This is a genomic window from Candidatus Neomicrothrix sp., from assembly GCF_035329545.1.
Classification (GTDB): Bacteria; Actinomycetota; Acidimicrobiia; order Acidimicrobiales; family Microtrichaceae; genus Microthrix; species Microthrix subdominans.
The window spans coordinates 106092-117815 of sequence record NZ_DAOLGP010000011.1 but is presented as its reverse complement, the minus strand read 5'-3'; the positions used below and the strand labels follow the sequence as shown (position 1 = coordinate 117815).

Sequence of the window (11724 nt, the reverse complement as noted above, 5' to 3'; positions counted from 1 at the left end):
TTCTTGCTGAGCGACAGCCGCAAATCATTTTCGAGGAGGATACGGATCATACCCAGCGCCGCGCGCCGCAACTGATACGGATCACCGCTCCCCGTCGGCTTCTCGCCGATGGCCCAGAACCCCACCAGCGTGTCGAGCTTGTCGGCGAGCGCGACGGCGATCGCGACGCTGTCGCCGTCCTCCTCCTTCGGCACCGTGTCGGTCACCGGGGCGAGGTTGACGTTGACCCCGGCGGCCTTGCTCTCCTTGGCCCAGCCGGTCGCCTCACGCGTCAGCTCGGCGGGTGACAGCTGCGCATGATCGTCGAGAAACTCGATGCCCGCCTCGAAATAGACACCGTGATGGGCCGACAGCACGGCATCGATCAACTGCAGGGCCGCCGACCGCTTCGACACGAAGGCGGCGGCCCCGGCCGCCTTGGCCTGGTCGCGGATCATCGATGTGGCGAACATCGTGCAGACCACCACCGGGATGCCCCAGGGCACCACCCGCTCGACCGCCTGTATGCCGGCGGCCTCGTTTGGCAACGACAGGTCGACGATCACGACGTCGGTGTTGGCCGGTTCCGTCGCCGGCAGCGGCACGGTGCGGATCGAGCCGAACGCGCCGACCACCTCGAGGCGGGCATCAGCCTTCAGCTCGGCGACCACACCACTTCGGGTGAGTTCGTGGTCGTCGATCACCAGCACCCGCACCGGATGCAGTTCGTGAGCCATCTCGAACGTCCCTCCCTCCGTCTCCGCTCGCCGAGCGCAGACCCGTCCTCCCGGCAGGGTACCCGGGCGGCCTGAGGTGCGGTTCAGCCGTCGTTGTCGAACAAGGTGGCGCTGGGCGTCGGCGCGTCCGGCACCGGAAGGCCCAGGTGCTTCCAGGCCGCCGGGGTGGCCACCCTGCCTCGGGGCGTGCGCATCAACAGGCCCTGTTGGATGAGGAACGGTTCGTGAACGTCCTCCACCGTCTCGGTTGGCTCGGCCACCGCGATCGCCAGGGTCGACAACCCGACCGGCCCACCGGCGAAACGCCGAACGATCGAGTCGAGGATCGCCCGGTCCACCTTGTCGAGTCCCAGGTTGTCGATGCCGAACACCGCCAACCCTCGCTGGGCCACGTCGGCGTCGATGTTGCCGTCGGCCTCGACGTCGGCGTAGTCCTGCACGCGGCGCAGCAGCCGGTTGGCAATGCGGGGCGTGCCCCGGGACCGCCGAGCGATCTCGCGGGCGCCCTCGGTGCTCAGCGGCGCCTCGATGATCGTGGCGGTGCGCTCGACGATCGACTGGAGGTCGGCGCTCTCGTAGTAGTCGAGGCGGGCGACCAGCCCGAAGCGATCGCGCAGCGGTCCGGTGATCAGCCCGGTGCGCGTGGTCGCGCCGACCAGGGTGAACTCGGGCAGATCCAACCGGATCGACCGGGCCGCCGGCCCCTTGCCCAACACGATGTCGAGCTGGAAATCCTCGATCGCCGGGTACAGCACCTCTTCGACCGCCCGGGGCAGCCGGTGGATCTCGTCGATGAACAACACATCGCCGTCGCCGATCTTGGTGAGGATGGCCGCCAGGTCCCCGGCCCGCTCCAACGCCGGACCGCTGGTGACCTGCATGGTCGAGCCCACCTCGGTTGCGACGATGCCGGCCAACGTGGTTTTGCCCAGGCCGGGCGGCCCAGCGAACAGCAGGTGGTCGGCTGCGGCGCCGCGCCGACGAGCCGCCTCCAAGATGATGCGCAGGCGTTCCTTCAGCTCGCGCTGGCCGACGAACTCGGCCAGCGTGCGGGGCCGCAGCCCGGGCTCGGCGATTTCGCCGTCCTCGCTGCCGGGAGCCCGGTCCGGCGGCGGTTCCAGGGGATAGTCGGCCTCGGTCGCCCGGGGTTCGATCAGCTCGTCGCGGGCCATGCTATTTTCCCGCCAGGTGCGCTGCGGGGGTACTCAACGGTTCGCCCATCACGTTCAGTCTCCAGCCAGATGGGCGAGGGCGGCGCGCAACAGCTCCGCCGGGTTGTCGCCGGCGGGCAGGGCGGCGACGGCGCGGTTGGCCTCGTCGGCGGAGTACCCCAACTCCCCCAGCGCCGATCGCACATCGGCTTTGGCGCTCGCCACAGGCTCACCGGAGGCGCCGCCGTCGGCGTCGCCGCCGGGCACCGTCCCAACGTCGAAGCTGCCGACATCGAGTCGGCTCTTCAGTTCGATCAGCAGCCGCGCCGCCGTCTTCTTACCGACGCCGGGAACCAGGCACAGGGCGGCCAGGTCGTCGGCGGCCACCGCCCGCGCCAGCTCGCCCGGGGAGTGCACCCCGAGGATGGCCATCGCCAGCGCCGGGCCCACGCCGTGGGCGCCGATCAGCACCTCGAACAGCTCCCGCTCGTCCTCGGTGGCAAAGGCGTACAGCGTCTGTGCGTCCTCGCGCAGGTGGTGGTGCACCCAGCAGAACAGCTCGTCGCCCAGCTCGCCCCCGGCGGCGACCAGCCCCGGTGACGCCGCACAGCGATAACCGATACCGGCAACCTCGATCGTCAGCTCGGCGCCATGGCGGGCCAGCAGCGTGCCGCGCAGCGACCCGATCATCGGCCGGCCCGGACGCTGGTGGCGCTGCTCGACGCGCGGCGTCCGGTGGTGCCGACGCCGGCGATCGCCACATGACACAACGCGATCGCCGCCGCGTCGGCGGCATCGGCGGGATGTGGCGGCTTGCTCAGCCCCAACAGCCACTGCACCATCGTGGCCACCTCGTCCTTGTCGGCGGAACCGTGTCCTGCGACCGCACCCTTCACCTGGTTCGGCGAGTACTCGACGACGTCGCAGCCCCGCCCGGCCGCCTCGGCCAAGACGAGCCCGCTGGCCTGGCCGACCGAGATGGCGGTGCGCACGTTGACCTGAAACAGCACCCGTTCAACCGCAACCGCCTGGGGTCGAAGCTCGTCGAACAACGCCCGAATGTCGCCGGCCAGCTCGGCCAGCCGCTCGGGCACCGGCGCCGACGGCGGCGTGGTCAACACCCCGAGCGCCACCGTGCGATGGGTGCGGCCATCGGTATCCAAACAGCAGTACCCGCATCGGGACAAGCCCGGATCGATCCCGAGAACGAACACGCGTACGACCCTATCCGATTGATCGCTTTGCCGGGGGGATCGCTCGGGGGCGAATATCGTCGGAGACCCCCTCCCCCGGTCATCTACGCGGGCCACACAGCGACAGGAACTCCATGAGCAACACGAAAGCCTTCACCGGCCCGGCGGGGCGCCACCGGCGAGCTTCGTGGTTGCGGCGCAGCGGTGTGGCGGTGTCGTTGTCGGCGCTGCTCCTGGGTGCATCATGTGGGAGGACGGTCGACGAGGCTGCGACCGATCGCACGACGACCACCGAGACGGAGGAAGCCTTCGTCGCGACGAGCCCCCCACGGGAGCTGACCACCGGGGAGGTCGACGACGACACCATCGCCATCGTCGAGGAGTACCGCATCGACGGCGACCAATTGGTTCCCAACGACGACACGCCAATCCCCGCCTTGACCCAGAAGGCGTGGGGCCGCTTCGCTGCGCTGTTTCCCGCCGCCGGGCGCCCGGAGATCGACCTGCTCGTCGGCATCGACCAGGACGCCTCGGACGGCACCGACGGAGCCCTCCAGAACAGCGCGACCGATGACGACAAGCGGTACCTGGCCATCGACGTCAGCGGCGCGGTGGAGTTCAAGGAGCTGACCCGCACGATGATCCACGAGTACGCCCACCTGCTGCAGTTCCGCCCCTCGGCGTTGACTCCAGGCACCGAGGACGAGTTCTGCGACGTGTACGACGGTGGGGAGGCGTGCCCCAAGCCGGGGTCGTACCTGCGCCTGTGGAGCGAAGCCTTCTACCCGGACGTGACCGATGGCGACGACTATCCGGAGGAGCAGTCCGACATCGACGATCGCTACAGCGCCACCGAGCACGTCACCGACGACTACGCGGCCACCAACCCCGCCGAGGACATGGCCGAGACCTTCGCCGAGTGGGTGCTGCTCAATGCCCCCGCCGGTCCGAAATTCGTCAACGACGACCCCCACTACGACGCTCCCGTCACCGGCGACCGGGTGGTCGACCAGAAGCTGCGCTTCTTCGATCAGTTCCCCGAGTTGGTGGACCTGCGGGCCAACATCCGCGGTGAGCTCGGGTTGGCCCCGCTGGCGGTGCCGGCAGCGACCGGTTGAGCCGGCGGGCCGGTCAGCCGGTCGGTTTGGCCCGGCACGGCTCGCCGCCGCAGGGGTCGATGATCGTGCCGGTCTCGAAGAACGTCTGCTTCTGCGTGACGAATCCGATCGCCCGACGTGGGTCCTCGTGCGGGTCGGCGCACTTGGCGTCGGCATCCACCTCGTCCTCGCTCAGCGAGCTGCAGGTGTCGATCCACTCGTCGCTCATCGTCGGGCTGACGTTGCCGGGGGGCGGGGCGAGCGCACCACTGTCCCAGTAGAACAGCGCCGAGCCATCGGCCGGGTAGTCGGTGATCGGGTCGAGCCCCCACAGCGGCTCCTCCCGGGGGTCCCGGCCATCGGCCAGCGACGGCTCGTGGAAGGGGATCTTCAGCATTCTCGCCATGTTCTCCGCCGTCACCGGGGCCACCTGATGGTCACCGAAGGCGACGGCGAGGATCACCTGGTGTTCGGGGGTTTTCGGATACGGATTGGAGGTGAGGTGTTGCACGTAGCCGCCCGCCTCGCCCCGATCCCACAGCATCTGTAGCAGGCCGAACACCAGCTGGCGGTCGGCGTCGCTCGGGTAGGCGGGGTCCATCACCGCGGCATAGGTGGCCCAGTCGGTCGAGCGCTGCAGCAACGTGGAGTAGTTCATGCCCGGCACCCCCAGCGTCGCCCGCTTCCAGTCGGTGGCCACCGCCGTAGCGGCGGCGCCCATGATGGCGCCCTGACTGTTGCCGTCGAAGAACACCTCGTCGGTGAAGTAGCTGACCGAGCCGTCCTTGTTCCGAAACTGCGGAAGCTGGGGCAGCGACCGGGGGTCGATGATGGCCCTGGCCAGCACGAGCTGCGCCAGGATGCCCTGCTGCATGCGGTCGGCCATCGCCGGAAACTTCGAGAGATCCCCGAGGGCCTCGGTGGCATAGCCGATGTCCTGTGTGCTCATGCCCAGCCAGTCGGTGGCGCAATACATCTGGTTGCCGGAGGCGGCGTTGGCCCCCAGGTCGTTGCCGGCCACCTCGTCCCGGCTGCCCAACAACCCATGGCCGTAGACGACGGCGCGGGCCTTGCCCCCCAGCTCGTTGCCCAGCTGGGCGTTGGTCAGCATGCATGTGAACCCGGCCTGGTAGGTCGTCCCCGTCGCCTTGGGCGTGGTGCCGTCTTTGTCGTAGGTCATCGGCGACCCGGGCTCGCCCTTTCCCTTCAAGAACAGCGGCAGGGCGAAGGTGCCGGTGACCTTGCGGCCGATGCCCTTGGGCAGCTTGGTCGGGTTCTCCTCGGTGCCGGTGACCTTCACGACGACCGGCTGCTTCTCGGTTGCCTTCAGCGCAGCGTTACGCATCGACAGCAACCGGCCCGACAGGCTGGAGGTGCTGGCGACGGTGAAGTCCCAGGCGACGATCAGCCCAGCGGTGTCGACGCCGGCCTCGTCGAGCTGGTCGAGCACCGGCGCCAGCTCGTCAGAGCGCTCGCCCAGCGTGGCCTTGGCTCCGGCCGAGACGTCAACCTCGTCGAGGTCAAGCCCATCCCGGATGGCACGGAAGGCGGCCGACGGGGGGATCGCGCGGCCCCGCTCGTCGAGCAGGTCCCGATAGGCGACCGCAAAATGATGCCCCTCGGGGAGCGAAACCGCCGGCCGCATGATCGTCAACCGTTCGGCCGGGTCCTCGGCCCGCTGGTCGACCTCGACCCAGTGGGGAATCTGCTTGCCATCGGTCAGGTCGAACAACACGCTGGGGCTGTCGGCCGACATGCTGACGCTCAGTTCGCCTTCGGTCGGCGTGGCGCTGCGCTCGAGGTCCACGTTGGGGAAGTAGGTCAGGATCGGGGTGTTCGGGCTGAAGCCGTCGTTACGGTTCCATTCGGTCGGGTCGATGTGGACGTCGTCGGCGTTGGCCGGCATGTTCTTCTCGACAAAGGCCACCGTCCGGCCGGTCCCCTTCTCCGAGGACACCGACGACGTCCCCGAATCGTCGGACACGGTGTAGGTGTCGGAGGGAAACGGCAACAGGCATCTGGTCGTGTCCAGGGCATCGCAGCCGGGACCCTGGTCGTCGAGTCGGGTGAGGGCCTGAAGCTCGGTGGTCGACAGTTCGGGCGCGGCGGTGTCGGAGCCGGTCGACTCCTCGGCGGTCCGGTCCGACGCCGTGCCGTCGGTGCAGGAGGCGCCCAACAGGGCGACGGTCAGCGCGGTTGCCGCCACCGCCAAAGGGGCCTGGCGACGCGTGGTCGGCGGCTGCATCGTTCGCCCCGCTCGGGCCCGTCGTCGGAACACGTTGTCCTCTCCTCGGTCGGGCCGGCTGAGCGCCCGACACCTGGTGGCTGGCACTCGAACGCCTGCGCTTGGTGGCTCGGCCTGCGGCGGCCGACGAGTCGGCGCTGCCGATGCTCAACGCTACCCGTCCACCCTCGATCGTCGTTGGACCCTTGAAGCGGGCCCACGGGTCGCCGATGGAGGTCGCCCGCAGGTTTGGCCGCGTGCGGTGGCGGGCATCTGGCAACCTTGCATACCGCCCACCACCGCCTCCCGGGGGAACCACCATGATCGACCAGACGTCCACCGCCACTTCGCCGCCCACCGATGACGGTGTTGGAGGTGACGTGGACGGTGCCCCGAGCTCCGAACATGGCTCGCAGAACGCTCTCACGGGCGCGGACCCCGGCGCTTCGACATCGATCGAGGTGCGCCCCGAATCGGCGCTGCACACCGATAAGGGCACCACGACGATCGCCGAGGGGGTCGTCGCCAAAATCGTGGGCATGGCCGCTCGCGAGGTGGCGGGCATCCACTCGATGGGTTCCGGGTCGGGCCGAGCGATGGGGGCGGTCAAAGACCTGCTGCCCGGCAGCTCGTCCAGCGTGACCGAGGGCGTCTCGGTCGAGGTCGGCGCCACCCAGGCGGCTGCCGACCTCAGCCTCGTCACCATCTACGGGGCTGCGATCCAGGACGTCGCCCAAGCGGTTCGTGACAACGTCATCCGCCGGGTGCAGGAGATGACCGGGCTCGAGGTGGTCGAGGTGAACATCTCGGTCACCGACGTCAACGTGCCGAGCGACGGTGTCCAGGCCGGCTCCGACGGTCAGGCCCAACCGGGTGCGCACCAGCGGGTGCAGTAGCGGCGATGAGCCCCAACGGTCCCGCAGACGGGCCGCCACCCGCCGCTCCCGAGACCGTCCTGGGGGTCCCTCCGGGTGCGACCGAACGAGAGATCGACCTCGCGTGGCGCGCCTACGTGAAGCGTCACCACCCCGACCGGGGCGGCGACGCCGAGGCGTTCCTGCTCGGACGTTCCGCCAGGGAAACCTTGCTGTCGTCGATCGGCCCCGCATCTTGCACCCCCAGGAGTGCGAGTCCGGTCCTGGGCGCCCCGTCGCGACGACGGCTGAGGGTGCGGCGCCTGCGCCGGTCGTTGGCCACGATGTTCCCGTCCCTGGCGCCTCCACCTTCGCGGGTCGACTGACGCCATGACCGCTGACCCTCACACGCGCCCGAGCCGTCTCGCCGGCGCTATCGACGGACCGATCCGATGAGCGACGTCGTGCGCCTCGCCTTCCCCGGATCGATCGACGGCCGCCTCGACGTGTCCTTCGAGGTGATCGCCAAGTTGGCGACAGGGTTGGCCCTCACCGTCGACGGCGTGGCGCAGCCTGCCCAACGAAGCGGCCTGCGACGCCTGGCCGGGTCGGCCGACGCCCCCGTGACCAGCGCGGTGACCCGGGAAGGCGGCGGGGTTCGGATCACCCTGCGGGTCGATGCCAGCTGGGGCACCCCCCTGGGCGAGCTGGCCGACAGGCTCCGACGAACGGTGTCCGACGGCGTCAACGCCTCGCTGGGAACGACCCTCGACCCCGAGGCGGTCTGGGTTCGCTTCGATGCCCTCCGGGTCGAGGACACCGACGGGGCGCTGCTGTGAGGGGCAACCGGCTCCGTCGCGTCGCCCGGGCAACCGCAGCGCTGGCCGCGTTGGCGCTGATGGGCGTCGGCACGTTGGTCGTCATCGAGGCAGTGGCCCACATCGGCGGGTTTTCGCCGGTTGCGTTCAGATGGCCGGTGCTCGCCCGTCGTTTGGAGGACGTTCGCCTGGGTGAGCGTTGGCTGACGGGGGTTGCGGTGGGCCTCTGTGCGCTCGGCGCATGGTTGCTGCTGCTCAGCCTGGCCAGGACGGAGCGCCGACGGGTGGCGCTGGCGCTCGTTCCCGCCGGGATGGTGGTGACCCTCGACCTGGCCGATGCCCGCTCGGCAGCGGTGCGCGCAGCCCGGTCGGTGCCGGCGGTCGAGCGAGCATCGGCCCGGTGGACGGTCCGCAAGCGGGTCCGGGTGAAGGTTCGCTACCACCCCTCCGACCTGCCGCCGGGCGCCGACGTCGATGCGCTCGTCCAACAGCGGGTGGTCGCCGCCTTGGAGCGTCTGGCCATCCAGCCCCGGCGCGGCATCAAGGTCAAGCGGTCGAGGCGGTCGCCGTGAGCCGTTGGGATCGGGCATGGCTGATCGTGCTCGGCGTGATCAGCGCGTCGGTGGGGGCGACTTTTCTCGTGTGGCACCGCTGGATCAACCCCGGCCGCCGGGTGGTCGGCGAGCCATTCAAGGGCTGGCTGGGCGAGCCGTGGTTTCCGTGGGCGGTCGCCGCACTCGGCGTGGCCGTCGTCCTCGCCGGGCTCGCCTGGCTGATCAGCCAGACCCGCCGCACCCGCGACCGGGCCGACCGCTTCGATGCCGGAGGCGGCCCAGCCGATGCGCCTGTCTCGGTGCGAGCCCGCCCGGCGGCCGACGCGGTCGCCCAGCAGGCCGAGCTGGTGCCCGGTGTGATCTCGGCGGCGGCGCGGGTGCTCTCCGACGCACCGCCCACCATCGAGCTGCGCCTGATCGTCGACGACGGATACGACCTGACCGCCCTCACCGGCCGGATCGACGAGCGGGTGCGGGCCGGACTGCGCCGCACGCTCGGCCGGCCGGACGCTGCGCTGATCCTGCGCATCGGCCTCAAGCACGCCAAGACCGGCGTGGTCGACGGCGGCACGCTCGTTGCGCCGACCGCCTCCGCTCGGGCAATTGTCGCACCGGGCAAGGTGCCCCAGATCACCCTGACCCAGGCCATCCTGCCGGTTCCGGCGTTGCCGCAACCGGCAGGGTGGCCTGGCGGGTCACGGCCGTCAGATCACTCGGCCGAAAGCTCGGCGGCGACGTCGTCGGGCACATCGACGTTGGCGTAGGTGTCGGCCACATCGTCGTGGTCCTCCAGCGCATCGATCAGCGCCAGCACGCCCCGCGCCTCGCCGGCGGTGGCCAGCTCGACCAGGTTGATCGGGATCATCGTCAGCTCGGCCGACGTGGTGGCGATGCCCGCCTCGACCAGCCCGTCGCGCACCGCCATCAGCTCGTGCGGGTCGGTGGTGACCACCCAGGCCCCGTCACCGGGGACGATGTCCTCGGCGCCGGCCTCGATGGCGGTCAGCATCAGCTCGTCCTCGGTCACCTCGGCGGGCACGAGGATCATGCCCTTGCGCTCGAACTGCCAGGCGACGGCGCCCGGCTCGGCCAGCGACCCGCCCGCCTTGGAGAAGATCGCGCGGATCTCGGCGCCGGTGCGGTTGCGGTTGTCGGTCGAGCCGTCGAGGAAGATGGCCACGCCGTGGGGGCCGTACCCCTCGTAGGTGACCTCCTCGTAGGTGACCCCTTCCAGATCGCCGGTACCCCGTTGGATGGCACGGTCGATCGTGTCGACCGGCACCGAGGCGTCCCGGGCCTTCTGGTACATCGTGCGCAACGTGGGGTTGGAGTCCAGGTCGCCGCCCCCTCCCCGGGCGGCGATCTCCAACTGGCGGATGAGCTTGGCGAAGAGCTTGCCGCGCTTGGCGTCGGCGGCGCCCTTCTTGTGCTTGATCGTCGCCCATTTGGAGTGACCCGACATACGTGGTGATCCTTCTCGTTGGCGTGGGGCTGTGAGCGGAGGCCGCGCTCCGAGGAGCGCCCCGCTTATCCGAGCATAGGGGCACCACCGGCGACCGTTTCCAGCCACGCCCGATGGAAACGGGTGTCGTCGCTGAGCTCGGGGTGGAACGTCGTCGCCCAGGCCCGGCCCGAGGCCACCGCCACCGGTTCGGACCCCAAGGCGGCGAGCACCCGCACGTCGGCACCCACCCGCTCGATGCGGGGCGCGCGGATGAAGACGGCGTGGATGGCGGCCGGCAGTTCGGCGCCGTCGGCTACCTCCAGATCGGCCTCGAAGCTGGCCAGCTGGCGGCCGTAGGCGTTGCGCCGTACGGTCACATCGATCGACTGAAAACTCGCCTGGTCCTCGCGGCCGTCCCGGATGTCGGAGGCGAGCAGGATGGCGCCTGCGCAGGTGCCCAGCACCGCCATGCCATCGGCGAGCCGCGCCGCCAGAGGCGCCCGCAGGCCGCTGCTGTCCAACAGCTGGGACATCGTGGTCGACTCCCCGCCGGGGATGATCAGCGCGTCGACGTCGTCGAGCGCCGCTGCGGTGCGCACCTCGCGTACCGGCGCGCCCAGGCCTTCGATCACCAGCCGGTGCGCCCGGAAGGCGCCCTGAAGCGCCAGCACACCAATCGTCGGCCGGGCTCCGCCCAGGGCTACCAGCCCCGCTCGGAGAAGCTCATCTCCTGCGAGGCCGAGTCGAGTCCGCGCATGGCGTCGCCCAGGCCCCGGCTGACCCGAACCACCGTGTCGGGGTCCTGGTAGTTCGTCGCCGCCTCGACGATGGCCTTGGCCATCACCGATGGCGTCTCGGACTTGAAGATGCCCGAGCCGACGAACACCGATTCAGCGCCGAGCTGCATCACCAGGGCGGCATCAGCCGGCGTGGCCACTCCCCCGGCGCAGAACAGCGGGACGGGCAGCCACCCGGTGCGGGCGACCTCCTGCACGAGCGGCAGCGGCGCCGACAGGTCCTTGGCCCAGCCGAACAGCTCGGCCTCGTCGGCCTGCGAGATCGCCCTCATCGCCGAGGTGATCGCACGCATGTGGCGGACCGCCTGGACAATATCGCCGGTGCCGGCCTCGCCCTTGGAGCGGATCATGGCCGCACCCTCGGAGATCCGGCGCAGTGCCTCGCCCAGGTTGGTCGCGCCGCACACGAAGGGCACGTCGAAGGCGAACTTGTCGATGTGGTACGCCTCGTCGGCGGGGGTCAGCACTTCGGACTCGTCGACGAAGTCGACGTTGAGCGCCTGCAGCACCTGGGCCTCGGCGAAGTGGCCGATGCGGGCCTTGGCCATCACCGGGATGCTCACCGTCTCCTGGATGCCCTCGATCAGCGCAGGATCAGACATGCGGGCGACGCCACCGTCGCGACGGATGTCGGCCGGGACCCGCTCGAGCGCCATGACGGCGACCGCCCCGGCGTCCTCGGCCACCTTGGCCTGCTCGGCGTCGACGACGTCCATGATGACGCCACCCTTCAGCATCTCGGCCAAGCCTCTTTTCACCGTCATCGTTGCCGAGGTGGAGGGGGTGTCTGCGTTGCCGTTGGCGGAACTGTCGCTCATCGCCCGAAGTGTACCGACCGCACTCGATGGGTCAGAAGCCGGGGCGTCCGACCGATGG

The 11724-nt window shown here is 70.1% G+C and carries 14 protein-coding genes; 6 read left to right on the top strand and 8 right to left on the bottom strand.

Going from position 1 to position 11724, the window contains the following annotated elements:
- The 4 genes from PKD89_RS08695 to ruvC form a co-directional block, all read right to left on the bottom strand.
- Positions 1-650: glycine--tRNA ligase subunit beta (locus tag PKD89_RS08695; protein WP_324332383.1), on the bottom strand; the 650-nt coding region annotated here is incomplete at its 3' end.
- Positions 651-799: 149 nt separating this feature from the next.
- Complete coding sequence (gene ruvB, locus PKD89_RS08690) at positions 800-1888, bottom strand: Holliday junction branch migration DNA helicase RuvB (protein ID WP_287393165.1); 1089 nt, start codon at positions 1886-1888, stop codon at positions 800-802.
- A 54-nt stretch (positions 1889-1942) separates the two neighbouring features.
- Entirely contained in the window at positions 1943-2557 is a 615-nt protein-coding gene (ruvA, locus tag PKD89_RS08685; protein WP_287379275.1) for a Holliday junction branch migration protein RuvA, read from the bottom strand.
- Positions 2554-3081, bottom strand: coding sequence for a crossover junction endodeoxyribonuclease RuvC (gene ruvC / locus PKD89_RS08680; protein WP_287379274.1), 528 nt, complete (start codon positions 3079-3081; stop codon positions 2554-2556). Before ruvC ends, ruvA begins: the two co-directional genes overlap by 4 nt.
- A gap of 113 nt (positions 3082-3194) precedes the next feature.
- On the opposite strand from ruvC, the gene PKD89_RS08675 reads away from it, so the two are divergent.
- The gene (locus tag PKD89_RS08675; RefSeq protein WP_287379273.1) at positions 3195-4178 is read left to right on the top strand and encodes a hypothetical protein; all 984 of its coding nucleotides are present in this window, start codon (positions 3195-3197) and stop codon (positions 4176-4178) included.
- Between the two features lie 13 nt (positions 4179-4191).
- Here PKD89_RS08675 and PKD89_RS08670 read toward each other — a convergent pair whose 3' ends face one another.
- On the bottom strand, positions 4192-6363 hold the full coding sequence (locus PKD89_RS08670) for a hypothetical protein (RefSeq protein WP_324332382.1): 2172 nt from the start codon (positions 6361-6363) through the stop codon (positions 4192-4194).
- Between the two features lie 341 nt (positions 6364-6704).
- Between PKD89_RS08670 and PKD89_RS08665 the strand changes: the two genes are divergently transcribed.
- The 5 genes from PKD89_RS08665 to PKD89_RS08645 all read left to right on the top strand — a co-directional run bounded on the left by PKD89_RS08665 (position 6705) and on the right by PKD89_RS08645 (position 9371).
- Positions 6705-7277 carry an Asp23/Gls24 family envelope stress response protein gene (locus PKD89_RS08665; protein WP_425591239.1) on the top strand — a complete coding sequence of 191 codons (573 nt, stop codon included), beginning with the start codon at positions 6705-6707 and terminating at the stop codon, positions 7275-7277.
- A 5-nt stretch (positions 7278-7282) separates the two neighbouring features.
- Positions 7283-7621, top strand: coding sequence for a J domain-containing protein (locus PKD89_RS08660; RefSeq protein WP_287379270.1), 339 nt, complete (start codon positions 7283-7285; stop codon positions 7619-7621).
- 66 nt (positions 7622-7687) lie between these two features.
- Positions 7688-8074, top strand: a complete 387-nt coding sequence (locus tag PKD89_RS08655) for a hypothetical protein (RefSeq protein WP_287393166.1) — start codon at positions 7688-7690, stop codon at positions 8072-8074.
- Positions 8071-8625 (top strand): hypothetical protein, encoded by a 555-nt coding sequence (locus PKD89_RS08650; RefSeq protein ID WP_287379268.1) that lies wholly within the window; start codon positions 8071-8073, stop codon positions 8623-8625. Before PKD89_RS08655 ends, PKD89_RS08650 begins: the two co-directional genes overlap by 4 nt.
- The gene (locus tag PKD89_RS08645) at positions 8622-9371 is read left to right on the top strand and encodes a hypothetical protein (RefSeq protein ID WP_287379267.1); all 750 of its coding nucleotides are present in this window, start codon (positions 8622-8624) and stop codon (positions 9369-9371) included. Before PKD89_RS08650 ends, PKD89_RS08645 begins: the two co-directional genes overlap by 4 nt.
- On the opposite strand, the gene PKD89_RS08640 is transcribed toward PKD89_RS08645, so the two are convergent.
- The 3 genes from PKD89_RS08640 to pdxS all read right to left on the bottom strand — a co-directional run bounded on the left by PKD89_RS08640 (position 9317) and on the right by pdxS (position 11666).
- Positions 9317-10069, bottom strand: a complete 753-nt coding sequence (locus PKD89_RS08640) for a YebC/PmpR family DNA-binding transcriptional regulator (RefSeq protein ID WP_287379266.1) — start codon at positions 10067-10069, stop codon at positions 9317-9319. The two genes, PKD89_RS08645 and PKD89_RS08640, sit on opposite strands and share 55 nt — an antisense overlap.
- A 65-nt stretch (positions 10070-10134) precedes the next feature.
- Positions 10135-10722, bottom strand: a complete 588-nt coding sequence (gene pdxT, locus PKD89_RS08635; RefSeq protein WP_287379265.1) for a pyridoxal 5'-phosphate synthase glutaminase subunit PdxT — start codon at positions 10720-10722, stop codon at positions 10135-10137.
- 29 nt (positions 10723-10751) lie between these two features.
- A complete protein-coding gene (pdxS, locus tag PKD89_RS08630) occupies positions 10752-11666 on the bottom strand; it encodes a pyridoxal 5'-phosphate synthase lyase subunit PdxS (protein WP_287379264.1) in 915 nt (304 codons plus the stop codon).
- Between the last annotated feature and the right edge of the window lie 58 nt (positions 11667-11724).

What these genes read in the sequence shown, in the direction of transcription:
- PKD89_RS08640 (WP_287379266.1), bottom strand. Translation starts at nt 10,069, where the DNA reads ATGTCGGGTCACTCCAAATGGGCGACGATCAAGCACAAGAAGGGCGCC.
- PKD89_RS08660 (WP_287379270.1), top strand. Translation starts at nt 7,283, where the DNA reads ATGAGCCCCAACGGTCCCGCAGACGGGCCGCCACCCGCCGCTCCCGAG.
- pdxS (WP_287379264.1), bottom strand. Translation starts at nt 11,666, where the DNA reads ATGAGCGACAGTTCCGCCAACGGCAACGCAGACACCCCCTCCACCTCG.
- ruvA (WP_287379275.1), bottom strand. Translation starts at nt 2,557, where the DNA reads ATGATCGGGTCGCTGCGCGGCACGCTGCTGGCCCGCCATGGCGCCGAG.
- PKD89_RS08655 (WP_287393166.1), top strand. Translation starts at nt 7,688, where the DNA reads ATGAGCGACGTCGTGCGCCTCGCCTTCCCCGGATCGATCGACGGCCGC.
- PKD89_RS08675 (WP_287379273.1), top strand. Translation starts at nt 3,195, where the DNA reads ATGAGCAACACGAAAGCCTTCACCGGCCCGGCGGGGCGCCACCGGCGA.
- ruvB (WP_287393165.1), bottom strand. Translation starts at nt 1,888, where the DNA reads ATGGCCCGCGACGAGCTGATCGAACCCCGGGCGACCGAGGCCGACTAT.